This is a genomic window from Flavobacterium hercynium, assembly GCF_002217285.1.
GTDB lineage: Bacteria > Bacteroidota > Bacteroidia > Flavobacteriales > Flavobacteriaceae > Flavobacterium > Flavobacterium hercynium.
Map to the genome: position 1 here is coordinate 40,514 of NZ_MUGW01000015.1, position 24,010 is coordinate 64,523.

At 35.1% G+C, this 24,010-nt stretch carries 20 protein-coding genes; 16 read left to right on the forward strand and 4 right to left on the reverse strand.

Translation table 11 applies throughout. The features are described 5' to 3' along the window. Positions 1–73 precede the first annotated feature (73 nt). Positions 74–526: an Lrp/AsnC family transcriptional regulator gene (locus B0A66_RS07070; protein WP_089049155.1), complete on the reverse strand. Its 453-nt coding sequence runs from the start codon at positions 524–526 to the stop codon at positions 74–76. A 192-nt stretch (positions 527–718) separates the two neighbouring features. On the opposite strand from B0A66_RS07070, the gene rocD reads away from it, so the two are divergent. From rocD to moaA, 16 genes are all read left to right on the forward strand, one after another. Further along, the gene (rocD, locus tag B0A66_RS07075) at positions 719–1,969 is read left to right on the forward strand and encodes an ornithine--oxo-acid transaminase (protein ID WP_089049156.1); all 1,251 of its coding nucleotides are present in this window, start codon (positions 719–721) and stop codon (positions 1,967–1,969) included. A 605-nt stretch (positions 1,970–2,574) separates the two neighbouring features. Further along, positions 2,575–4,047, forward strand: coding sequence for an MFS transporter (locus B0A66_RS07080; RefSeq protein ID WP_089049157.1), 1,473 nt, complete (start codon positions 2,575–2,577; stop codon positions 4,045–4,047). Between the two features lie 19 nt (positions 4,048–4,066). Next, positions 4,067–5,659, forward strand: coding sequence for a magnesium transporter MgtE N-terminal domain-containing protein (locus B0A66_RS07085; protein WP_089049158.1), 1,593 nt, complete (start codon positions 4,067–4,069; stop codon positions 5,657–5,659). Positions 5,660–5,685: 26 nt separating this feature from the next. Then, on the forward strand, positions 5,686–6,738 hold the full coding sequence (locus B0A66_RS07090) for an MFS transporter (RefSeq protein ID WP_089049159.1): 1,053 nt from the start codon (positions 5,686–5,688) through the stop codon (positions 6,736–6,738). Positions 6,739–6,821: 83 nt separating this feature from the next. Beyond that, the gene (locus tag B0A66_RS07095) at positions 6,822–9,038 is read left to right on the forward strand and encodes a molybdopterin oxidoreductase family protein (protein WP_089049160.1); all 2,217 of its coding nucleotides are present in this window, start codon (positions 6,822–6,824) and stop codon (positions 9,036–9,038) included. A 19-nt stretch (positions 9,039–9,057) separates the two neighbouring features. After that, positions 9,058–9,627 (forward strand): 4Fe-4S dicluster domain-containing protein, encoded by a 570-nt coding sequence (locus B0A66_RS07100; protein ID WP_089049161.1) that lies wholly within the window; start codon positions 9,058–9,060, stop codon positions 9,625–9,627. Positions 9,628–9,638: 11 nt separating this feature from the next. Continuing rightward, positions 9,639–10,151, forward strand: a complete 513-nt coding sequence (locus B0A66_RS07105) for a QcrA and Rieske domain-containing protein (RefSeq protein ID WP_089049162.1) — start codon at positions 9,639–9,641, stop codon at positions 10,149–10,151. 23 nt (positions 10,152–10,174) lie between these two features. Further along, a complete protein-coding gene (locus B0A66_RS07110; protein WP_089049163.1) occupies positions 10,175–10,423 on the forward strand; it encodes a DUF6755 family protein in 249 nt (82 codons plus the stop codon). Between the two features lie 175 nt (positions 10,424–10,598). Then, entirely contained in the window at positions 10,599–11,771 is a 1,173-nt protein-coding gene (locus B0A66_RS07115; RefSeq protein ID WP_089049164.1) for a molybdopterin molybdotransferase MoeA, read from the forward strand. 331 nt (positions 11,772–12,102) lie between these two features. Then, positions 12,103–12,669: a molybdenum cofactor guanylyltransferase gene (locus B0A66_RS07120; RefSeq protein WP_089049165.1), complete on the forward strand. Its 567-nt coding sequence runs from the start codon at positions 12,103–12,105 to the stop codon at positions 12,667–12,669. Positions 12,670–12,674: 5 nt separating this feature from the next. Next, positions 12,675–13,466 carry a uroporphyrinogen-III C-methyltransferase gene (gene cobA, locus B0A66_RS07125; RefSeq protein WP_089049166.1) on the forward strand — a complete coding sequence of 264 codons (792 nt, stop codon included), beginning with the start codon at positions 12,675–12,677 and terminating at the stop codon, positions 13,464–13,466. Next, positions 13,466–13,702, forward strand: a complete 237-nt coding sequence (locus B0A66_RS07130) for a MoaD/ThiS family protein (RefSeq protein WP_089049167.1) — start codon at positions 13,466–13,468, stop codon at positions 13,700–13,702. The genes cobA and B0A66_RS07130 overlap by 1 nt, the downstream gene beginning before the upstream one ends. A gap of 10 nt (positions 13,703–13,712) precedes the next feature. Continuing rightward, the gene (moeB, locus tag B0A66_RS07135; protein WP_089049168.1) at positions 13,713–14,786 is read left to right on the forward strand and encodes a HesA/MoeB/ThiF family protein; all 1,074 of its coding nucleotides are present in this window, start codon (positions 13,713–13,715) and stop codon (positions 14,784–14,786) included. Between the two features lie 207 nt (positions 14,787–14,993). Continuing rightward, positions 14,994–15,425 carry a molybdenum cofactor biosynthesis protein MoaE gene (locus tag B0A66_RS07140; RefSeq protein ID WP_089049169.1) on the forward strand — a complete coding sequence of 144 codons (432 nt, stop codon included), beginning with the start codon at positions 14,994–14,996 and terminating at the stop codon, positions 15,423–15,425. Positions 15,426–15,440: 15 nt separating this feature from the next. Beyond that, positions 15,441–16,355, forward strand: coding sequence for a bifunctional molybdenum cofactor biosynthesis protein MoaC/MoaB (gene moaCB / locus B0A66_RS07145; protein WP_089049170.1), 915 nt, complete (start codon positions 15,441–15,443; stop codon positions 16,353–16,355). Then, positions 16,342–17,349, forward strand: a complete 1,008-nt coding sequence (gene moaA / locus B0A66_RS07150; protein ID WP_089049171.1) for a GTP 3',8-cyclase MoaA — start codon at positions 16,342–16,344, stop codon at positions 17,347–17,349. The genes moaCB and moaA overlap by 14 nt, the downstream gene beginning before the upstream one ends. Positions 17,350–17,848: 499 nt before the next feature. Here moaA and B0A66_RS07155 read toward each other — a convergent pair whose 3' ends face one another. The 3 genes from B0A66_RS07155 to B0A66_RS07165 all read right to left on the reverse strand — a co-directional run bounded on the left by B0A66_RS07155 (position 17,849) and on the right by B0A66_RS07165 (position 23,927). Beyond that, the gene (locus tag B0A66_RS07155) at positions 17,849–18,457 is read right to left on the reverse strand and encodes a hypothetical protein (protein ID WP_089049172.1); all 609 of its coding nucleotides are present in this window, start codon (positions 18,455–18,457) and stop codon (positions 17,849–17,851) included. Between the two features lie 386 nt (positions 18,458–18,843). Next, positions 18,844–20,274, reverse strand: coding sequence for a rubredoxin (locus B0A66_RS07160; RefSeq protein ID WP_089049194.1), 1,431 nt, complete (start codon positions 20,272–20,274; stop codon positions 18,844–18,846). A 134-nt stretch (positions 20,275–20,408) separates the two neighbouring features. Next, entirely contained in the window at positions 20,409–23,927 is a 3,519-nt protein-coding gene (locus B0A66_RS07165; RefSeq protein WP_089049173.1) for a nitrate reductase, read from the reverse strand. Positions 23,928–24,010: the final 83 nt, after the last annotated feature.

Genomic DNA, 24,010 nt, shown 5'->3' on the forward strand with positions numbered 1-24,010 from the left:
TGGTACAAAAAAACCTCGAAAGAGAATTCTTTCAAGGTTTATTAGTTGCTATTGTAATGATTATAATGTTGATTTACAGAGATATATTTCTCTTAAAAGCACATCCTAGTTCTATCATCGAATCTGTTTTGGCGATTCCCGGAATATTGTCGATTTTTTCATATAATATTTTTCGCATGTGTTCGTGGTTTTTGGCTGTAATTTTTAGGTAGAGTGTAAAAGATCCCGTTACAAAATAGCATTCTGTTATTTCGGGAATATCTTTTAGCGCTTCTATAATGCGTTCTGAATCGGAATCTTTGTTAAGTGTAATCCCTGTAAACGAAGCCCAGTCATAACCAATTTTTTTTTCGTTTAAGATTGGTTTGATTCCTGTAATTATACCTTGTTCGAATAATCTGTTAATACGTTGGTGCACCATTGTATTAGAGATCTTTAGATTAGTTGCAATGGTAGAATATGCAATTCGGCCATCCTTCTCTAATTCTTTTATAATTTTTGCGTCAAACTCATCTAAAATATCCATGCTTACTTCTTTATTGCTGTAAAGATAAAAATAAGTCTGATTGTTTGTTTTATTTTAAATGTGAAAATGACTTTTAATTATGGTCAAATAGGTTGTTTTGATTTTATATGTGTAATTTTGAGTTAATTTGTATTGTTTTTTAATGTTAAATAAAAAATTTTTATATTTTTGTTTCGAATAAAAGAAAATATCATGGCACATCAACAAGAAGTACTTTCATCAAAATCAGAAGTTTTAATTGAAAAAGAAAACAAATACGGAGCGCACAACTATCACCCGCTTCCTGTTGTTTTAGAAAAAGGAGAAGGAGTTTACGTCTGGGATGTTGACGGAAAAAAATACTATGATTTTCTATCTGCTTATTCAGCAGTAAATCAAGGTCATTGTCATCCTAGAATTGTTCAGGCTATGATAGATCAGGCTCAAAAGCTAAGTCTAACATCTCGTGCTTTTTATAATGATAAACTAGGAAATTACGAAGAATACGTAACCAACTATTTTGGTTTTGATAAAGTATTACCAATGAATACTGGTGCAGAAGCAGTAGAAACAGCATTGAAACTTTCGAGAAAATGGGCTTATGAAGTAAAAGGTATTCAGGAGAATCAGGCACAAATAATTGTTTGTGAGAATAATTTTCATGGAAGAACAACTACAATTATTTCTTTTTCTAATGATGAAACCGCACGTAAAAACTTTGGACCTTTTACAGACGGATTTATAAAAATTGAATACGATAATCTTGAAGCTCTTGAAAAAGCTTTAAAATCATCAAAAAATATTGCCGGATTTCTTGTTGAACCAATTCAGGGTGAAGCAGGAGTTTATGTTCCTTCAGAAGGATATTTGGCAAAAGCGAAAGCACTTTGTGAAAAACATAATGTATTGTTTATTGCAGATGAGGTTCAGACCGGAATTGCACGTACCGGAAAATTACTGGCGGTACATCATGAAAACGTACAGCCTGATATTTTGATTTTAGGAAAAGCGATCTCTGGTGGAGTTTATCCGGTATCAGCAGTTTTAGCAAATAACGAAATCATGAATGTTATTAAGCCAGGGCAACACGGATCAACTTTTGGTGGAAATCCAGTTGCAGCAGCTGTTGCTATTGCAGCTCTGGAAGTAGTAAAAGACGAGAAGCTGGCAGAAAATGCAGAACGTTTAGGAATCATTTTAAGAAAAGGATTAAATGAAATTGCAGAACGTAATGATCTTATTACACTAGTTCGTGGTAAAGGTTTACTAAATGCAATTGTAATTAATTGCGGAGAAGATTCAGATTTGGCTTGGGAAATCTGCTTAAAATTCAGAGACAACGGATTATTGGCAAAACCAACTCATGGAAACAAAATCAGACTTGCACCACCTTTGGTTATGACCGAAGAACAAATTAAGGAATGTCTTGAAATTATCGAGAAATCTTTGAATGATTTTAGATAGAAAGTATTTCATCTTATCTATATGCGAAGGCGATTGTTTATGACAATCGCCTTTTTTTATTTGATTTTTTACCACTTAGCTGTTTAACCGTTGAATCGGTAAATTGTTTAACAGATACTTTGTTTAACTATTTAATCGAAAATTGGCTTATATTTTTAAATTATCTCACTCTTCATATCTCTTAACTCAACTAATTAAACTGCTAATTAAATCAATGATTCAACAGTTAACAAGAAACACGATTTACCGATTAAACGGTTTCACGAATTAACAAATAACGAGTTAAACAAAAATGAGAATTTTCACTAAAATTGGGAATAAAAATAAATTTAATGTTTTTTATTTATAATTTTTTCATATTTTTATGAGGTTTAGTTTTACAATGTAGTCATTTTAACTATATCTTGTAATGGTAATAATACGTCTAACTTTCAAAAAATACTATTTAATTTAGATTGTTTATAAAATAGCATCAAAGGACATTTATATCCTTTATGATGATAAATGTCATTTCGCTTACGAATCTTACGCTTTAATTTTGTTATCAGAATATTCGAGGTACTATACCTAATTTGAATTTATATTAATTCTAGTAAATATTTCACATGAGCGACTTATCTAAATCTCATCGAATTTTATTTTTAAATACACTTGCCTTTACTATCTGTTTCGCGTGTTGGACATTAAATGGAGTTTTAGTAACCTATTTGGTTGATAAAGGAATTTTTAATTGGACAGTTGTCGAAATAGGCTGGTTATTAGGAATTCCAATTCTGTCAGGATCTATTTTTAGATTGCCAATCGGAATCTTAACAGATAAGTATGGAGGTAAAATTGTGTTTTCAATTTTACTTTTCCTTTGTTCTATTCCTTTCTTTCTACTTCCGTTCGCCAGTTCTTTTTGGAGTTTTGCGGTATTAAGTTTTTTCTTTGGATTGGTAGGAACCAGCTTTGCTGTAGGTATTGGATATACTTCGGTATGGTATCCTAAAAACTGGCAAGGCAGAGCATTAGGAATCTTTGGAATGGGAAATGCAGGTGCCGCAATTACCACTTTTATTGCACCAACATTATTAAACTTTTTATCCGAAAAAGATCCTGAAAATGGATGGAAAATGCTACCTATAATTTATGCTATAACTTTAGTAACAATAGGAATTTTGTTTGTGGTATTTGCTAAAAATAAAAAGAGTGAAGGCGTTTCAAAAACAATGAAACAATTAATGTCTCCTCTTAAAACCATGCGTGTTTGGAGATTCGGAGCATATTACTTTTTAGTCTTTGGTTTCTTCGTAGCCTATTCGCAATGGTTATTACCCAATTTCATGAATGTTTACCATACCTCGTTAGTAATGGGTGGAATGTTTGCTACTATGTTTAGTTTACCATCTGGAGTTATTAGAGCTTTTGGAGGTTATTTGTCAGATAAATATGGAGCGCGACAAGTAATGTATTGGGTTTTAGGTTCTACAATAGTAATTAGCTTTTTGCTGATGTTCCCCAAAATGGAAATTTTTACAGCTGGTCCCGGCGTTTTAGCTGCCAATAATGGTGTGGTTACAGAACTTGCTGCTGATCAGGTTACTGTTAACGGAAAAACACATAAAGTCAACAAAAAAGAAATTTCAAATGATAGTGAAACAGCAATTTTTCCAGTAAAAAATTCATGGCAGGAAATTGTCGTGCAACAAAATCAGGAAGTAAAAAAGAAAGAGTTACTGGCAAAAGGTGTTACACAAATTAAGTTTAGTGCAAACCTTTGGGTCTATGTTGTTTTGGTAATTCTGATAGGTATTTCATGGGGAATTGGTAAAGCTGCGGTTTATAAACATATTCCGGAATATTTTCCTAATGAAGTGGGTGTAGTAGGAGGAATGGTGGGTTTAATTGGAGGTCTGGGAGGATTTTTAGGTCCCATTATCTTTGGTTACCTGCTCAATGCTACAGGATTGTGGACGAGCTCCTGGATATTCATTTTCGTAGTGTCAGTACTTTGTTTGTTATGGATGCACAGAACAATTATAAATGCAATGCGAACTAAATCGCCCGATTTTACAAGAGAAATAGAAGATAAATAATAATATAAAAAAGTAGTATATGAAGACTTGGTTAGACAAATGGGAACCTGAAGACGAAACGTTTTGGAATACCGGTGGCAGCACAATTGCCTGGAGAACTTTGATAATTACAACTCTTACATTAATTCTGTCATTTGCCTCTTGGTTTATGATGAGTGTAATTGCGGTTAAGCTACCTGGATTAGGATTTAATTTTACTAAAGATCAGTTGTTTTGGTTAACAGCAATTCCGGGTTTAGCAGCGGGATTATTGAGAATAGTACACACTTTTATATTACCCATTTTTGGAACCAGACATGTTGTCTCTTTTGCAACCGCAATTAAACTTATTCCCGTAATCGGAATTGGTTTTGCCGTAATGGATGTCAATACACCATTTTGGGTTTTTGCTGTTTTAGCTTTTACAACAGGTTTTGGAGGAGGAGATTTCTCTTCTTACATGCCAAGTACAAGTTTGTTTTTTCCAAAAAGGCTAAAAGGTACCGCACTTGGTATTCAGGCAGGAATAGGAAATTTTGGCGTTTCACTGGCACAATTTATAACACCACTTTTATTAGGTGTTGGTCTTTACGGCGCCTCAACAGTGTTTACAAGTATTAGTCCTAAAGAAACAATAACCGTTTTTCAGAATTCAAATGTAGAAAAGCAAAAAGAAGTTTTTGCAGGGCTTAATGTTGATGTTCAGACAGCGATTTTAGCAAACGTAAAGAAAAATGTGTTAGATTCTGTTGCAGCATCAGTGCAGTCTGATGACAAAGCAGTTTTGTTTACTTCGTTGCCGGTTAAGGCAAAAGCCAAAGCGATTGCCAATGCCAACCCAAAATTGGCCGAAAGAATCTTAAATGACATTAGCCCTGATCATACAGCTGTAACTAATAAACCCATCTACCTGCAATCGGCAGCATTCTGGTTTGTTCCGTTTTTAATCTTATTGTCCATTATAAGTTGGTTTTATTTAAGAAGTATTCCAATGAAAGCTTCTATTAAAGAACAAATGGATATATTTTCTAATAAACATACCTGGTATTGTACCATTACATACATCATGACTTTTGGAACATTTGCAGGTTTATCAGCAGCATTTCCATTAATGATTAAATTCTTATATGGAGATTTTCCAAATGCACCTGATCCTTTAGTTTATGCCTTTTACGGACCTTTTATTGGTTCTGCGAGCAGAGTTGCTTTTGGTTTCGTAGCCGATAAAGTTGGGGGAGCAATACTAACAACCATTACTGGTTTTGGTATTGTAATCGGAGCAATAATTTTAGTAACGCAAGGATTAGTAGCGCCAACAAGTATGGAGCAGTTTCCTCTTTTTGTGGCTGTAATTTTAGGAATGTTCTTTTTTACCGGAATTGGAAATGCGGGAACATTTAGACAATATCCAATCATTTTTGCAGAAAACCAACGTCAGGCAGCAGGAGTTATAGGATGGACAGCAGCAATTGCAGCATTTGGTCCTTTTATATTTTCTAAATTAATAGGAAATAATCTTTCTCTTAATGGTACTGTAAATCAATTCTTTATTGGTGTTGCTATTTTTTCTATCTTAGCTACAGGTATCAATTGGTGGTTCTATAATCGTAAAGGTTGTGAGAAACCAAGTTAGAAAGTAATCATTAAATAAAATTAAGGATGAAAAATAAAACATTTAATACCAAAGCTTTACTAGTTGCAACCTTTGTTTCTGTACTGACCATTGTACTTGTATTTTACGGGTCAAGACGATTGCAAAATTTTGACGCGGCACTTGTTACTTACTTATTCGGAACCGTATTTGCTTTCTTTGGCATTGTTTATCGGTACTCCGTTTGGCTGCAAAGACCGCCGACATGGCTGTATTTTAAACGCAGTATGAAATTCCTTTTTACCGGAAAAGTATTTTCGCATTTATGGTTTCTCGGAAAAGAATCAGTTGAAAATATAGTCGTTCAGAAATTCATTTACCCAAGAAGTAAATACCGCTGGGCAGCTCACTTTTGTATCGCACTAGGATGTACATCTGCCTTTGCAATTACCATTCCGCTTACGTTTGGATGGATTCATTTTACATTGGCACCTAATTCAATTTCGATTTACGAAGCACATTTTTTCGGATTTAAAATGATGGACTTTCAAATAGGATCGATTATGGCATTTTTAATTTTCCATGCCTTAAACTGGTCATCCTGGCTGGTTATTTTCGGATCTGTTTATTATTTGAGAAGACGTTTAACGAATCCCGGATTAATTGCAACCCAAACTTTTGAAGGCGATCTATTACCACTTATTTTATTAATCGCAATATCAGTAACAGGATTATGTCTTACCTATTCTTATCAATTTATGAAAGGATTTGCGTATGACTTTCTTGCTGTAATACACGCTGTTACCGTTATTATGTTTTTAATATGGATTCCATTTGGTAAATTTTTCCACATTATTCAGCGTCCCGCGCAAATTGGGGCACATATTTATAAAAAAGAAGGAATCAAAATGGGAATGGCGGTATGTCCGCATACCGGAGATGAATTTGCAACAAAACTTCATATCAACGATTTAAAAATTGTTACCAAAGAGTTAGGCTTCGATTTTACACACGAAGACGGAACATCACATTTAGATTTAAGTCCTGAAGGTAAAAGATCACGTTTGGCTCAGGCACATTTAAAAGCTAGATTAGAAAGCGGAGGAAGTTTATTTGGATAAAAATTAAGTTTCAAGTCTCAAATTTCAAGTTTCTCGCTATAACATGAAACATGAAACCTGAAACAAAAAAATAAAAAAAAGACATGGCAAAATTACCTGTATCAACCGAGAAAATTATTGAAGATTTTGGACCTCATTTAAACTATGCGCCGAAAGATGGTTACGAAGGTAGAGATGAACCGGATGAAGTAGTAAAAACACATTGTTGCTTTTGCGGTATGCAATGTGGTATTCAGTTATTAGTTAAAGAAAATAAAGTCGTAGGTTTTGAACCCTGGATGGAATTTCCTTTTAATGAAGGACGCTTATGTCCAAAAGGAGTACAGCGTTATCTTCAGAACAATCACCCCGATCGTATTTTGAATCCTCTGAAACGAGTAGAAGGAAAAGGTTTCGAAAAAACGTCATGGGATGAAGCAATGGATAAAACTGTATCTGAAATCAAAAGAATTCAGGAACAATATGGTAAACATGCTTTTTCGATGTTATCAGGTGTATCGCTTACCAATGAAAAAAGTTATCTAGTTGGAAAGTTTGCACGTGTAGCTTTAAAAACAAGAAATCTCGATTATAACGGAAGGCTTTGCATGGTAAGTGCAGGAGCCGGAAATAAAAAAGCATTTGGTTTAGACCGTGCTTCAAACAATTATTCGGATCTGGAATATGCTGAGGTAATTATCGTTGCCGGAGCGAATATTAGTGAAACATTTCCAACCTTAACCCACTGGATTTGGAAAGCCAGAGATCGTGGCGCAAAATTAATTGTTGTCGATCCAAGGGTAATTCCATTGGCAAGAACAGCAGATGTTCATTTAGATGTAAAACCGGGAACAGATTCCGCTTTATATGGTGCAATGCTAAAATATTTAGTAGATCACGATATGCTGGATCACGATTTTATAGACAATCATACGTCAGGTTTTCAGGAAACTATAGATGCTGTAAAAGATTATACGCTGGAATGGGCGGAAGAAATTACAGGAATTGATAAAAACAAAATTAGAGAAGCTGCAGAATTGTGGGGAAAAGTCAAAACAAGCTTCTTGCTTCATGCGCGCGGAATCGAACACCATTCTAAAGGAGTTGATAATGTTTTAGGGTGTATTAATCTTGTTTTAGCAACTGGAAGAATTGGCAGACCATATTGCGGATATGGAACGATTACAGGACAAGGAAACGGACAAGGTGGTCGTGAACATGGTCATAAATGCGATCAGTTACCGGGGAACAGAGATATTGAAAATCCGGAACATAGAAAATACATTTCTGAAGTTTGGGGAATCGATGAAAAAGATATGCCCGGAAAAGGGCTTACAGCCTACGAAATTATAGAAGCGATTCATCGTGGCGAAATAAAAGGATTGATTTCTTTATGTTTTAATCCTTTAGTTTCATTACCAAACAATAATTACGTACGATCAGCACTTGAAAAATTAGAATTCTATGTTTGTATTGATTTCTTTTTGAATGAAACAGCCCGTCATGCGGATATTATCTTGGCAGGTTCATTACAGGAAGAAGAAGAAGGAACAACAACATCTGCAGAAGGACGTGTGATACGCATTAGACAAGCTGTTACACCTCCCGGAGATGCAAGAACTGATACTTCGATAATTTTGGAATTAGCCAAAAGATTAGGCGAAGAAGATAAGTTTACCTATGATGATAGTGAAGCGATCTTCAATGAATTGCGTGTAGCTTCTAAAGGAGGTACAGCAGATTATGCCGGAATCACGTATAAAAAAGTTGAAGATAACATGGGCGTGTTTTGGCCTTGTCCAACAGAGGATCATCCCGGAACGCCTAGATTATGGGAAGATAAAGTATTTGCTACACCAGATAAGAAAGCCCATTTTAATGCAGCGCCTTATAAATTACCGGGTGAAGTTACAGACGAAGAGTACCCAATAACACTTACTACGGGACGTGTTGTATCGCAATATTTAAGCGGAACGCAAACCCGAAGAATTGGTAAACTGGTAGATCAGTTTCCGGAGCCTATGTTAGAAATTCATCCGGAATTGGCTGCGAAGTATGGAATCAAACAAAGAGAATTAATTCGTGTGGTAACACGACGAGGCGAAGGAATTTTTCCGGCAAATATTGTAGAAACCATTAGAAAAGATACTGTTTTTATACCGTATCACTGGCCAGGTGCTAAATCAGCCAATCAATTGACACCAGGAACTTTAGATCCAATTTCTAAAATACCGGAATTTAAAGTTTGTGCCTGTTTACTGGATCCACAAAGAATTATTGCGCCGCCATCTAAAGAATCAGACGCATACGCAAGTGTTTAATCTATAAAAAAGCAAGAGTATGAATTTAACGAATTTTAATAGAAACGAAGAATTTTTTGTAGATCTGCAGCGCTGTATAGGATGTAAAGCCTGCGAAATGGCTTGCGCAGAATGCGAGACAAACGGTCAGGAATCCTTAATTAGTGTAAACTATGTAGAGCGTTCCTCTACTATTCAGACAACCGTTCAGGTTTGTATGCACTGCGAAGATCCGGTATGTGCCAATGTTTGTCCTGCGGATGCAATTTCCCAAGATGAATTTGGAGTCGTACATACAGCAAATACAGAACGTTGCATTGGTTGTTCCAATTGTGTAATGGCTTGTCCGTTTGGAGTTCCTAAAAAAATGGAAGAGTACGATCTGATGATGAAATGTACTATGTGTTACGACAGAACAAGTATTGGTAAAAAACCAATGTGTGCAACTGTTTGTCCTAGTGGAGCTTTGTTTTACGGAACAAGAGAGCAAATCGAAGAAATGCGACCAAACAGTACACCAATCAATACTTTCATTTTTGGAAAAGAAGTAGTGAATACCAAAGTAAACATTATGATGCCAAAAGGCAGTAATGAATTAAGAATATATTAAAATCTATATCCATGTCAAAAGAAGATAATTTAAATGAAAACTGGAAAAAAGATTTCCCAATAAAAAAACAGGAATCAACACAAGTAAGCCGACGTGATTTTGCCAAATTCCTGACTTTTGTTTCAGGAGGCTTAATGGTCGGAAGTGGATTCGTGACTGCAAAAGCCTATTTATTACCGAAGGAAGAGGTAATGGGAGAACATTTTATTTGTAACAAAGAAGAAGTTCCGGTAGGAGGAACAAGAGGTTTTGTAATCGAAGGAAGTGCAATTCCTTATATTTTGATACACCTTGAAAGTGGTGATTTTAGAGCTTATGAACAAAAATGTACGCATCTTTCCTGTTCCGTATTTTACAAACCGGGCACAGGAATTATTCATTGTCCCTGTCACGAAGGTTCATTTGATGCCATGACAGGAGATGTAATTGCAGGACCACCGCCGAGAGCTTTGCCGCAATTAGAGGTTTTCTTTAAAGATGCAGGCGTTTACGTAAAAGCAATTTCAGAAAACAAAGACAGTTAATATAAATCTCAAATTTTGTAATTATGAGTACTTTTAGAAGAAGTCAGAACAGATCAAATCCTAATAAGCTAAACAACATACTTTCTACACTTATTTTTATTTTGATATTAAATGTAAGTATTCAGATTTGGTTATTGTATGCTTCGCTGAATAATGCATTAGATAATAACAGAGAAATTTTAATACCCGCATTTGTTGCTTCGGCTGTATTGTTTTTTATAGGTTTTGCGTGGTTGTACTATTTACCTGCAGGTAATTTTAGAAGGAAATAATCTATTTTTCTGAATTGATTTGGGCAAACAGCTATTTATCATTTTTTACGGAACTATATGAAGAATTAAGCTTAAATTTATATTCTTTTAAATCTTTCTAATATTAACGATTAAAACTAAGTAAAAATACTTATATTTGTAATAAGTGTTTTGCTTGCCTTATAAAATAGCAACTATGATTCAAGTCGAAGAAGCGTTATCAATTATTGCGCAAAATAGTACTAAAATGCCCGTTCAGACGATTGCGGTGAACAAAGCATTGGGATATATTTTGGCAGAAACGATTTATTCGCCAATTGCAATGCCGCCATTTCGTCAATCAGCAATGGACGGTTACGCGTTTATTCATAGTGAAAGACATCAATATGATGTAATAGGTCTTTCTCAGGCAGGAGACCATTCTAAAATAAAATTAAAAGAAAACGAAGCCATACGTATTTTTACAGGTGCTTTTGTTCCTAATAATGCCGATACTGTAGTAATGCAGGAGCATGTCTTGGCAAATGAAAAATCAATATTAATTACCCGAATGCCAGAGCTTTATTTAAATGTTCGGGCAAAAGGAGAGCAAATTCAGGAAGGCGAAGTTGTTTTTGAAGCCAATACGCTGATTACTCCTGCTGCAATTGGTTTTCTGGCTTGTTTAGGAATTACGGAAATTAATGTTTTTAAAAAACCGAAAGTTGCCATTTTAGTAACTGGAAATGAATTAGTAAAACCAGGAGGAAAATTACCGAAAGGAAAAATTTACGAAAGTAATTCTGTAATGCTTCAGGCTGCACTTCAAACCATTGGAGTAAAGAAATCTAAAGTTTATACAGTAAAAGATAATCTAAAGGCGACAAAGAAAGCTTTAAAAGCTATTTTAAAGAAATACGATGTTGTTTTAGTTTCCGGTGGAATTTCTGTTGGAGATTATGATTTTGTAAAAGAAGCATTATTAGCTAATGGCGTAGAACAGCTTTTTTATAAAATCAATCAAAAACCTGGGAAACCAATGTTCTTTGGAGCTAAAAAAGAAACCTTAGTTTTTGCCTTACCCGGAAATCCCGCTTCGTCATTGACTAATTTTTACGTTTACGTTTATCCGGCAATAAAAGCTAAAATGGGATTTTTGGATACGCATAGAACTAAAATAATGAGAAAGCTAAATCAAAGTATAACCAATAATTCAGGAAAAACATTGTTTTTGAAAGCGTTGTACGATGAAACAAATGTAACGGTTCTCGATAGTCAAAGTTCGGCAATGCTCAATACTTTTGCCATCGCCAACAGTTTAATAATTGTTCCTAATGATGTTGAAACATTAAAAAAAGGACAAATAGTTACGTTGCTTTCTTTATTTTAGATTTTAGAGTTCAGATTTTAGATTGAAAAATTAAAAGATTTAATGATTTAAAGATTGTTGTTGTCAATAATTTTAGATTTTAGAGTTCAGATTTTAGAGTTCAGATTTTAGATTTTGGATTGAAAAATTAAAAGATTGAATGATTTAAAAATTATTTGATTTTAATTTAAAAACAAATAGCAGTGTGTAAATTTAAACATATAGCTTTAAACAATAAACCAAAAACAACAAACGATTAACCGATTCAACAAATTAACAATTTATCGATTTACCGATTAAACAGTTCAACAAATAAACGATTTAACAATAAAACGATTAAACGTAAAAAAAAATGATAACAGCATACATTCTTTGTGGAGGCAAAAGTTCTCGAATGCAATCAGAGAAGGGACTTGTTTTGTTTCAGGATAAACCGTTTGTCGAGCATATTATTCAGGCTGTTTTGGGTGTTACATCGAATATTAAATTAATTACGAATGGATCAGATTACGATTATTTAACGTATCAAAAGTTACCGGATCTTATTGTAGACAAAGGACCTTTGGGAGGCATTTATACCGCCTTGAAAGATTCTGAAACGGAGTTTAATTTAATTCTGAGTTGTGATATTCCGTTAATTTCGACCGAGTTGTTACAAGAGTTGATTTCCAAACATAATGAAGAAGCTGAAATTACCGTTTTTGCTTCCGAAAGCAGATTACATCCCTTAATTGGGATTTATTCTAAAAAAGTAGTACCAGTTATCAAAAGCGCAATTGATAACGATGATTTAAAAATGATGAATTTACTGACGAAGATTCCGCATCAGATTATTACCATAGATGAAAGTGAAAATTTTCATCTAACGAACATTAATTCAGTTGATGAATTAAACGATCTCAATATCAATTTAAGTTAATAGTTATGCGAAATTTAAAAACACCAAAATTAACGGTCGTAGGCGCAGGTCCCGGTGATGCCGAATTGATTACGCTAAAAGCGATAAAAGCTTTACAGAATGCCGATGTAGTATTGTACGATGCTCTTGTCAATGAAGATTTATTGCAATATGCGACAACAGCTGAGATTGTTTTTGTGGGCAAACGTTTGGGTTGTCACGCGTACAGCCAAGATCAGATTAACGAGTTAATTGTCTCCATGGCAAAACAATACGGTCATGTTGTACGTTTAAAAGGTGGAGATCCGTTTATTTTTGGTCGCGGAAGTGAAGAAATTGAGTATGCAGAAAAATTTGAAGTAGAAACAGAAATCGTTCCCGGTATTTCATCTGCATTGGGTGTTCCGGCTTCAGTAGGAATTAGCCTGACACAGCGCCAGATAGCAGAGAGTTTTTGGGTAATTACCGGAACAACCTCTAATCATGAGCTATCGAAAGATGTTTATTTGGCTTCAAAATCGAATGCAACTGTCGTTATTCTGATGGGAATGCATAAATTAGAAGAAATTATCACAATATACAAAGAGAACCGTACTGATGACTTGCCAATTGCAATTATTCAAAACGGAACTAAAAATACAGAACAAAAAGTAATAGGAACCATTAGTACAATTGGTACATTAGTAGTTCAGAACAAAATTTCATCGCCCGCTATTATTGTAATTGGTGAAGTAGTGAAAAATACGTCAAGAATGACGTCTTATTTTCAGGAGCATTTTGAAGATGAGTTTATTTTTCAAAATTTAAATTTAAAGTAATGATCGAGATTAAATATTTTGGAGCTGTTGCTGAAAAAACAAAACGTGAATTTGAGAAAATACCTTTTTCTGAAATAGCACTGCAGGATTTACTGCAGGATATTGAAGAAAAATATCAATTAGAATCACTTTCTTTTAGTGTGGCCGTAAATCAGAAAATAGTTCAAAAAGCAACAGCTTATAAGTTGATTTCAAATGATGTTGTTGCCTTATTACCTCCTTTTGCCGGAGGATAAAAACAGTTGCATGAATACAACAGATCGATATAACAGACAAATGATCTTGCCTGAAATAGGAGAACAAGGTCAGGATAAATTAGCCCAAAGCAAAGTTCTCGTAATAGGAGCAGGCGGTCTGGGTGCGGCTGTATTGCCTTATCTGGCAGCTGCCGGCGTAGGTGAAATTGGTATAATCGATCATGATGTAATCGAAATTTCGAATTTACATCGTCAGGTAATTTATAAAAGTGATGCTGTTGGCGCTTACAAAGCCGAAGAAGCTAAATTGATGCTTACAGCATTGAATCCGCTTGTAAAAGTAAATTCGTTTACAGAAAAATTAGCTGCAAACAATGCTATTAAATTATTTGAAAACTATGATATAATTGTTGATGCAACAGATTCAATTGCTATAAAGTATCTTATAAACGACGCATGCATTGTAACCAATAAACCAATGGTTTACGGCTCTATTTTTAGATTCCAAGGTCAGGTTTCGGTGTTTAATTATCAAAACGGACCAACATACCGCTGCTTGTATCCCAATGAAAATACAGAAGCTCAAACTTGTACGGATGCAGGAGTAATAGGAATTACAGTTGGTATTATTGGTATGCTTCAGGCAAATGAAGTTTTGAAAATGATTCTCGGAATAGGCGAGGTTTTAAGTGGTAAAATATTGGTTTATAATATTTTGAATAATGAGCAGCAAAAGTATGATTTCGATAAGAATGAGACTCCTGCAATAACTCAAGAAACATTTGAAAAGCAATATTTAAAAACTGAAAAGCTAATCGAAGAAATACGTTTTGATTTGGTTTTGGATGAAATAGATTCCGATGAGGTTCTTTTTTTAGATGTTCGTAATGAAGACGAAACACCAAAAATTGTCCTAAAAAATAACATTCGGATTCCACTTTCTGATTTAGAAAATGAAATAAATAAGCTCGATAAAAACAAAACTATTTATGTTTTTTGTCAATCAGGAGTTAGAAGTAAAACAGCGGCTGAATTGCTTTTAAAACAGCAGTTTAAAGTAAAAAGTATTATCGGCGGAGCGCTGGAAATGAAAAAGATTTTAGAAACAAAAGTGATAACGTAAGTTAACGTGTGAACATAATTTTAAAATGAACACGAATTTCACGAATTGACACGAATTAGTTTTTGAAATCAATTACACAAACTAAAAATTTACATTAATATATTGGTGTTAATTCGTGAAATTCGTGTTCAATTCTAATCTCTATAATTTGTGTTCTGACAGTAGTAAATAAAGATCGTTTTTCGAAACGAATTAAATAAAGAAATAATGAGTAAAAATGTATTTGTAGAAGGACCAATTTCTTCCGAATTTATAGCCGAGTCTATTGCCAAACATCAATCGAAGCATACGATTGGTGCACATAATATTTTTCTGGGTCAGGTACGTGCCGATGTTATTCATGATAATACAGTGGTTGCCATTGATTATTCTGCATATACCGATATGGCGAATGAAGCGTTGCATACCATTCGGGAAAGAGCCTTTGCAAAGTTTGATCTAACCTGTATGCATATTTATCATAGTTTAGGCGTCGTAAAAGCTGGAGAAATATGTTTGTTTGTTTTTGTTTCAGCAACACGACGCAAACAAGTATATGAAGCTACAGAAGCAATTGTAAACTGGATTAAAACGGATGTGCCTATTTTTGGTAAAGAAATGTTTGAAAATGACACCTTTACCTGGAAACAAAACACCTAAAAAAATACACCAATAATGGTAGATATTACGCATAAAATAAATACGTTAAGAGCCGCTACAGCAACAGCAATTGTCAATGTGAGTAAGCAAGAAACAATTGATGCAATTGTGAATAATCTGGTTCCAAAAGGTAACGTGCTTGAAATGGCAAAAACAGCAGGATTGTTTGCTGTGAAAAATACCCATTTATCGATTCCGGATTGTCACCCAATTCCAATTGAGTATACGTCAGTCAATTATAGAATTGAAGGTTTGTCGATTGAGATTATTTTTACGGTAAAAACAGTTTACAAAACCGGTGTTGAGGTCGAAGCAATGCATGGTGCTTCTATAGTCGCGCTTACCATGTACGATATGCTAAAACCGATTGATAAGGAAATTGAAATTTCTAATATTAAATTGAGTAGCAAAGAGGGTGGAAAATCATCTTTTAAAAATAAATTTTCGAATGTAATCAAAGCAGCCGTTTTTGTTTGCTCTGATTCTATTTTTGCGGGTGATAAGGAAGATCGTTCCGGAAAAATTATTGTCGAAAAACTAAATGCTTGTGGTGTAGAAACAGCACATTACGAGATTATTCCTGACGAATTAGATATTATTCAGGAAAGAACTAAGGCTTTCGCCGAAGGACATCAGCTGGTTATTTTTACCGGAGGAACGGGATTATCACCAAGAGATGTTACGCCGGAAGCGCTGGCACCATTACTGGAAAGCCGAATTCCGGGAATTGAAGAAGCGATTCGCAATTACGGTCAGCAACGAATGCCGTATGCGATGTTATCCAGAACGGTTGCGGGTACAATAGGAAAAAGTCTGATCTTGGCATTGCCGGGATCAACAAACGGAGCCAGAGAATCTATGGATGCCGTTTTTCCGCATGTCTTGCACGTTTTTCATATTTTAAAAGGAAAAAACCATGACAACATCTAAAACCATTTTAACGGATGATTTTGGGCGAAAACACAATTATTTGCGTATTTCGTTGCTGGAAAAATGCAATTTGCGTTGTACGTATTGCATGCCTGCTGACGGAATAACATTATCTCCAAAAGCCGATTTAATGACGGCAGATGAGATTTTTGCAATCGCTCAGACTTTCGTAGAGAATGGTGTAGATAAAATTAGATTAACGGGTGGTGAGCCACTTTTAAGAAAGGATTTTCCGGAGATTGCTTCAAAATTGGCAACGCTGGATGTCTCGCTTTCAATCACGACCAACGGTATTTTGATTGATCGGTTTATTGAGGTTTTGAAACAAACGAAGATCAGGAAAATTAATTTAAGTCTTGATACTTTGGTAGCTTCCAAATTTCATTCGGTTACTTTGAGAGATCAGTTTCAAAAGGTTGTTGATAATTTACATTTGCTTTTGGAAAATAACTTTAAAGTAAAAATAAATGTTGTTTTGATGAAAGGTTTTAATGAAAATGAAATTGCTGACTTTGTAAAATTGACCCAATTTTTGCCTGTTTCTGTACGTTTTATTGAGTTTATGCCTTTTGCAGGGAATGAATGGGACAGAAGCAAAATGGTTTCTCAAAACGAAATTTTATCGCAATTAGAAAATGTTTTTTCTTCTGAAGCTATTCAGAAATTAGAAGATGAAAAAAACTTTACCGCCAGAACGTATCAAATAAAAGGATATCAGGGCAATTTTGGAATTATAAGTTCGATTACGAATCCGTTTTGTGATGGCTGTAACAGAATTCGCCTGACGGCAAATGGTAAAATAAAAAACTGTCTTTTCTCAAATTCAGAAACAGATTTATTGACTGCTTTCCGACAAGGGGAATCAATTGAGAATTTGATTTTTGAATCTATAAAAAATAAAAAGAAAGTTAGAGCCGGAATGGTTACTATTCAGGAAATGGATGATCCTTCGTTGCATTTTGATAATCGCAGTATGATTACGATTGGGGGGTGAGAATTATTTTTTTAATTTTCTATTCTTATGTTTTCAAAACCTTCTAGGTATTTGACTTGTTTTTATTAGGCTTTGTTTGTAAAGAGCCATAGGCTCGGCTGATATTGTAGAGCCAGATTTTAATCCGGTTTTATCGTACAGAATAAAAAAAAGATCCATAGGATCGGCCGATATTTTATGCATATTCTCAGACCAAGCTGGTCAAAATGGATCGTTCCTATGGAACTTTAGCTACGGTCGTTATTTAATCAACGGATTAAAATCCGTTGCTACAAAATGTATCGTTCCTACGGAACTTTGAGCAAAATGTTTTGCGTTCACGAGCAAGATGCTCGCGATAGCGGAGGATTTTTTTAGTTTTCTATTCTTATGTTTAAAGATACCTAACAGGTTTTGGAAACCTGTTAGGAGACTATAATTGTTTTGAATACTTATTTAATAAATTATATTTTGAATAAATAAAAAAGGTTCAACTTTTTGAGCTGAACCTTTAGAGATATTATTTTTTCTTTTTTGACTTTGATTTTTTAGCTTTCTTTTTCGCTATTTTTTTAGCTTTAGCTTTAAGTTTTGCTTTTTTAGCCTTTTCTTTTTTCTTTGCTTTGGCTTTTTGTTTCGCTTTTTTAGCTTTTTCCTTCTTCTTATCGTTTTTAGCTTTCTCTTTTTTCTTCGCTAATTTCTTTTTCTCTTTGTCCTTGTCTTTGTCTTTCAATTTTTTAGATTTTTTATCGGTTAATTTTTCTTTCTTAGATTCTTTAGTTGAAGTGACTTCAGCAGTTTCAGTTTTTGCAGTTTTGTCTTCTTTTGGTTCAGTAACTTCTGCTATAGCTTCTGGTTTTATAGTTGGTGTTGCAACCTTTTTTACCGGAACTTTTGTAACTGTAGCTTTTGGTGTTGTTGTAGCTGCAGTTTTTGGCGTTGTTGTTCTGGCTGTTGTAGGTTTTGGTGTTGCAGTTTTTGTAGTAGTTGATTTAGCTGTAGTTGTTTTGCTAACTGGTTTTGCAGCTGGCGTATTTACAGTTTTTGTATCTTCAGTAACAGGCTGAGTATTTTCAGTTGTTGGTGCGTCGATTTTTTGAGGTGTAATTTCTTCGTTGTTGTTTTCCATAGTAAAGATGCTTTTAGTTGAGGATTTTACTAACAATGTAAATAAATTGTTAATTGATTGTTAGGTAAATATAGTTATTAAACAAGTCCGCCAATGTTAAGCTTTTTCTTGAAATAATTCTTTAACGTATTTGTTTTTAGTTGATTAGGTTTTTTGCCTTTTTTGAAAATCAAAATTTCTTAACAATTATGCTGAGAAATGAAGTAAATTACTTGGTAAATGTAAAAATCAGGATTTTGAATAATAGCAAGAAGGAAGTTTTGGAAACGGTATTTCTAGCCCTGATGGAAGCGGCATCCTTTTGTTTTTTTCTTTAGAAAAACAAAAGATACAGCGGACAGCAGGAATAGCTCCTGAAAATTAGTATGACTGAATTCTATAAGGTTTTAGTCTGCTACTGTTTCTAAGATTTTAAAATTGATTTTTGAAGCTTCACATAAGGAACAACAATAAGTTTCAGGAAGATTGGTAAATAAAATACCTTTTGGAATTCCCTGACTTTCATCTCCGTATTCTGAATTATAGAGCGTGAGGCATTCCTGGCATTGGTAAATATCGGCTTGTGGTTTTTCTTTTTTTTGTGAATTTTCGATAGTTTCTGATACTGAGTTGCCAAGCTCCTCAAAATAGTTGCGGCTTAATTCTATTAATATAGTAGGAAGTTCCAGTTTGTCGATATCTTGTGAATGCACGATGTATTCCCGTGTATTGGGATCGAAATTTTTTGCAAACAAAACATTATAAGTGTCCCGAATCTTTATTGAAGCGAGGTCTTTTGGAAGTTCGTTTTTTTCGATAACAATGGAAGTGAAATAATGTCCTTCGCGATTGTATTCAGATAAACCAAACGTTAATCCGTAGGTACTAATATCATATTGATCCAGCGTTCGTACGAGAAAGGTTTTTAGATTTAATGCCCATTCGGTTGCAACGGGTAAATGCCAATTGAGTTCTAATAAAGAATGGCGTACGTTGATTCCTTTTTTGCCAAGGAATTTTTCCCATTCCAGTTTTCGGTCTTTTGGGATTCCTTTTATGATAAAAGATTTCCAGGGTGTTATAGATATCTTACCAATTTTACAATCAAAACACAGGTCGCACATTTCTTTCAGGAAGGTCAGATCATACTTGTTGTTTCGCCAATATAAACCGAGCCAATATTGATCTATTCCCATAAGATTCATGCCTTCGTAATACGGAAAAGGGTAGAAGGGAACCTTCAAAGGTTTATCGATCGTTCTGTTATTGGTATTCAGCGCTTCACTGAGCAAACTAAAAAGGATATCAATGTCGTATGTTTCGTGGGCGATGATATTTTCGATTTCGTAATTCAGTGTTGCTATATCCCAGCTGTAAATTAAAACAGGATATATTTCCATACGTTCCCATTTTGGTAATCGAATGTATAAATACCAATAATCTTCGTGTTCTGAGGCTATAAAATTAAGATGTCCGGTAAATAAGGGAACGAGCTGCTGCTTAGGGTCAGTAATATTAACTTTTAGTTTTGGCTGTTCTTTAAACTGTTCCAAAATGTACAACAATCGGTTTCCGGTGAGCCATGCCGTATTTCTAAAAATGTCTGTCGAGACGTATGAAGAAACAATATTGTTGCTGGTTCTTTCGTCAGGAAAAACAAAATGATGTTTGTTCAAATGTTCCTTATCGAATGATTTGAAATCTTTTGGGAAGATTATATCTTGTCGTGAACCAAAGGAAATAGAATCTAAACCCTGATCGATTGCCAAAGCAACAACTTCTTTGAGCTCTCCCGGTGAAATGACACCGCCTTTTACTATTAGTCTTGTTAGTTCCATTTTATTGTTTGTTGTTTGTTGTTTTTGGTTTGATATTTGTTGTTTCAAGTTTCATGTTTCACGTTTTAAACTTTGTCGATAATCTTTGTCGTTAAGTAACTCAACCTGAAACTTGAAACCTGAAACTGAAAAAACTAAACTTTACACTTTGCTAAAATCTCTTTTACTTCGGTTTTACAGCTTCCGCAGCCTAATCCGGCGCCGGTATTTTTACATAAATCGGTAAAATTGCTGATTCCGCTTTTTATCGTTTCTTCGATGTTTCCTGTTCCAACCTGACTGCAGGAACAAACGAGTTTGCCTAAAACAGGTTTTGCATTTGAGCTTCCACGAAGTAATGAATTTCGTTTGTCTGAAAGTTCGATTTTACTTTCGATCAGGGTTTTGAATTCGGCAAATTCGTTTTTATCTCCCATCAGAATGGCTCCAACTAGCAAATCATCTTTTACAATGCATTTTTTATAGTAGCGGTGTTTTAAATCGGCAAAAATGATTTCTTCGTAAGAATCGTCGTTTTCCGGAATTTGAATATCACCAATGCTGCATAAATTAATGTCTTCCAGTTTTAGAATATTCATTAGAACGGAACCTTTGTAATAACTGCTGATATCACCTGCCAGAAAGTTGGCTAATATGTTGGCTTGTTCTTCTGCAGCAGAGGTGATGCCAAATAACTTATTATTGAATTCGGCTATTTCTCCAATAGCGTAAATATCAGGATTTGAGGATTGTAAAAATTGATTGACCTTAACGCCACGACCACAAACTAAACCGGTTTCTCTGGCGATTTCGATGTTTGGAATGGTGCCAATGGTGTAAACGATGGCATTTGCCGTGAAAATACGCCCGCTTTTTAATGCGATTTCTAGTTCGTTTTCGTTATCGGTTTCAAAAATGGTACTTACCTCATTGTCAAAGTAAATTTGAATGTCGCGAAGTTGTACTTCTTCTGCCAGTAATTTACTTGAAATTAAGTCTAATTGACGTTCCATTAAGCGGGAAGCTCTCTGAATAATGGTGATCTTTACTTTTTTATGTTTGAGTGCTGCGGCAAGTTCTAAGCCTAATAATCCGCCTCCAATGATAACAACATGCTGTTCTTCGGCAGGTAAATTGGTATTGTCTAAATAGTGTTTTAGGCGGTCTGCATCTTCTTTTCTTCGAACGGTAAATCGCCCGGGTAAATGAAGTTGTGCATTTTCGGGCACAAAAGGACGGCTTCCGGTGGCTAAAATCAGGGAGTCAAACGAATGTGAAATGCCTTCACTATCGACAACGGTTTTTGCTGTGGCATTGATTTTAGTAACGGCAACACCGGATTTCATGGTAATGTTTAATTTGCTTAACGATTCTCCGTCTTTTACTTTTAGGAGTTGTTCCCAGGTAAATTCTCCCGTCATATATTCCGGAAGTAGAACACGATTGTAAAACGGATTTACTTCATTGGAAAAAACGATAATTTCATCGGTCGAATTGAATTCGCGATAGTTCTGTATGAATCGGAAAGAAGCAGCACCTGCGCCCACAATGGCAATTTTCTGGAAAGGTTTTACATATTTGCTTATCGAAACCGTTGTGTATTTAAAATCAGGTTCTTTCGAAACGGGATCTACAACTGTGTTGGTTAAGTTATTGGTTCGGTTTAAGTCGTTTTCGAGTTGCTTTCCCCAATGCATAGGAAGGAAAACTACTTTTTCTTTTATAGAATCTGTGATTTTTGCTTTTACACGAACTTCGCCGTTTTTGCTTGTAACTGTTATAATGTCACCTTCTTTTATTTCATTTTTAAAAGCATCGATTGGATTAATTTCTAAAAAAGGATTCGGTGTATGTGTTAGTAAACGCGATACTTTACCTGTTTTAGTCATCGTATGCCATTGGTCACGAACCCTTCCTGTGGTTAAGATAAATGGAAACTCAGGAGAAGGCTGTTCGGACGTGTTTTCAATATGTTCCGGAAGATTAAAAATAGCTTTTTTTGTCGGGGTGTAGAATTTTTTATCGGTAAAGAGGCGAGGCGTTCCCGGATGTCCGTAATCAGGAACGGGCCATTGAAAGGTTCCTTCGGTTTTTAATCGATGGTAATTGAGGAACGAAATATCGATATTGGTGTTTTTGGTTAGGGCGCAGTGTTCTTTGTAAATTTCTTCGGCACTGTTGTAATCGAAGCCGTTAAAATTCATTTTTTTAGCGAATCGAATTAAGATTTCGATATCCGAAAGTGCTTCACCCGGAGGATTAATGCCTTTTGGTAAATAAGAAATACGACGTTCAGAGTTGGTCATGGTTCCTTCTTTCTCCAGCCAGCCTGCGGCAGGCAATAATAAGTCGGCGTATTTTGTGGTGTCGGCATTGTGCGAGATGTCCTGAACGACTACAAATTTTGCATTTTGCAATGCTTTTTCGATGCGTCGGGAATCGGGTAAACTCACTAACGGATTGGTGCAGATGATCCAGACGGCTTTCATTTTGCCTGATTCAAGCGCTTCAAACATTTCAGTGGCCGTTAATCCGGGTTTGTCTGATAATGCATCGACTCCCCAAAAATCAGCTACTTCTTTGCGATGTTCTGGATTTGCGATGTCTTTGTGTGCTGCCAGAAGCGTTGCCATACCGCCTACTTCTCGTCCGCCCATTGCATTGGGCTGACCTGTAAGCGAAAAAGGTCCTGAACCTGGTTTGCCTATTTGTCCTGTAAGCAGAGAAAGATTGAGCAACGCAGTATTTTTATCTACGCCAACGGCACTTTGATTAAGTCCCATTGCCCAAAGGGAAATAAAACCTTTTGCTTTTCCGATGGTATCTGCAGCGAGTTTAATATCGGGAACAGAAATCCCACAGATTTTTGAGGCTTTTTCATAAGAAGTACCTAAAACTAAATCTTTGTATTGTTTGAAGTTTTCGGCATTATTTTTTACAAAATCATGATCTACATATCCTTTTTCAATGATCCTTTTAGCGATAGCATGATAGAGAATAATATCGGAACCTGGCATTATTTGCAAATGTAAATCTGCGAAAGCAGCGGTATCTGTTCGCCTTGGATCGATAACGATGATTTTTACTTTTGGATTTTTCTCTTTGTGTTTTTCAATTCTTCGAAACAAAATAGGATGACACCATGCCGGATTGGCTCCTGTAATTAGAAAAGTGTCGGCAAGTTCAATGTCATCATAAGCAATAGGAACGGAGTCTTCGCCAAAGGTTTTTTTATAGCCTACAACTGCAGAGCTCATACACAAGCGCGAGTTCGTGTCGATATTATTTGTTTTTAGAAAGCCTTTTACCAGTTTATTGACCAAATAATATTCTTCGGTTAAGCATTGTCCTGAAATGTAAAAACCAACGCTATCCGGTCCGTGTTTTTTGATAATTGATGTAAAAACGGCTGCAGCACGGTTAAGTGCGGTTTCCCAGCTTACGCGTTCGAGCGGATACGATTTACTGCCCCGCATTTCCGGATACAGAATTCGGTCTGAGGTGTCGTTGACTACGTAATGCAAATTCATTCCCTTTGAACATAACATTCCTTTGTTGACAGGATGATCTTTGTCGCCTGTAACCATAACACCATTTTTAGCATCGTTGGTTACGATGATTCCACAGCCAACGCCACAGTACGAACAAGTAGTTTTGATTTTGGTATTTTGCATTACAGTTTGTTTTTATCTGAAAATAATAACTGAAGAAATTTCTGTGAATCACTTATAAAGTGAATTGTAAAAATAAGTATTTT

Bases quoted from the DNA above. Each gene is read 5' to 3' on its own strand.
- B0A66_RS07070 (WP_089049155.1), bottom strand. From the start codon at position 526: ATGGATATTTTAGATGAGTTTGACGCAAAAATTATAAAAGAATTAGAG.
- rocD (WP_089049156.1), top strand. From the start codon at position 719: ATGGCACATCAACAAGAAGTACTTTCATCAAAATCAGAAGTTTTAATT.
- B0A66_RS07080 (WP_089049157.1), top strand. From the start codon at position 2,575: ATGAGCGACTTATCTAAATCTCATCGAATTTTATTTTTAAATACACTT.
- B0A66_RS07085 (WP_089049158.1), top strand. From the start codon at position 4,067: ATGAAGACTTGGTTAGACAAATGGGAACCTGAAGACGAAACGTTTTGG.
- B0A66_RS07090 (WP_089049159.1), top strand. From the start codon at position 5,686: ATGAAAAATAAAACATTTAATACCAAAGCTTTACTAGTTGCAACCTTT.
- B0A66_RS07095 (WP_089049160.1), top strand. From the start codon at position 6,822: ATGGCAAAATTACCTGTATCAACCGAGAAAATTATTGAAGATTTTGGA.
- B0A66_RS07100 (WP_089049161.1), top strand. From the start codon at position 9,058: ATGAATTTAACGAATTTTAATAGAAACGAAGAATTTTTTGTAGATCTG.
- B0A66_RS07105 (WP_089049162.1), top strand. From the start codon at position 9,639: ATGTCAAAAGAAGATAATTTAAATGAAAACTGGAAAAAAGATTTCCCA.
- B0A66_RS07110 (WP_089049163.1), top strand. From the start codon at position 10,175: ATGAGTACTTTTAGAAGAAGTCAGAACAGATCAAATCCTAATAAGCTA.
- B0A66_RS07115 (WP_089049164.1), top strand. From the start codon at position 10,599: ATGATTCAAGTCGAAGAAGCGTTATCAATTATTGCGCAAAATAGTACT.
- B0A66_RS07120 (WP_089049165.1), top strand. From the start codon at position 12,103: ATGATAACAGCATACATTCTTTGTGGAGGCAAAAGTTCTCGAATGCAA.
- cobA (WP_089049166.1), top strand. From the start codon at position 12,675: ATGCGAAATTTAAAAACACCAAAATTAACGGTCGTAGGCGCAGGTCCC.
- B0A66_RS07130 (WP_089049167.1), top strand. From the start codon at position 13,466: ATGATCGAGATTAAATATTTTGGAGCTGTTGCTGAAAAAACAAAACGT.
- moeB (WP_089049168.1), top strand. From the start codon at position 13,713: ATGAATACAACAGATCGATATAACAGACAAATGATCTTGCCTGAAATA.
- B0A66_RS07140 (WP_089049169.1), top strand. From the start codon at position 14,994: ATGAGTAAAAATGTATTTGTAGAAGGACCAATTTCTTCCGAATTTATA.
- moaCB (WP_089049170.1), top strand. From the start codon at position 15,441: ATGGTAGATATTACGCATAAAATAAATACGTTAAGAGCCGCTACAGCA.
- moaA (WP_089049171.1), top strand. From the start codon at position 16,342: ATGACAACATCTAAAACCATTTTAACGGATGATTTTGGGCGAAAACAC.
- B0A66_RS07155 (WP_089049172.1), bottom strand. From the start codon at position 18,457: ATGGAAAACAACAACGAAGAAATTACACCTCAAAAAATCGACGCACCA.
- B0A66_RS07160 (WP_089049194.1), bottom strand. From the start codon at position 20,274: ATGGAACTAACAAGACTAATAGTAAAAGGCGGTGTCATTTCACCGGGA.
- B0A66_RS07165 (WP_089049173.1), bottom strand. From the start codon at position 23,927: ATGCAAAATACCAAAATCAAAACTACTTGTTCGTACTGTGGCGTTGGC.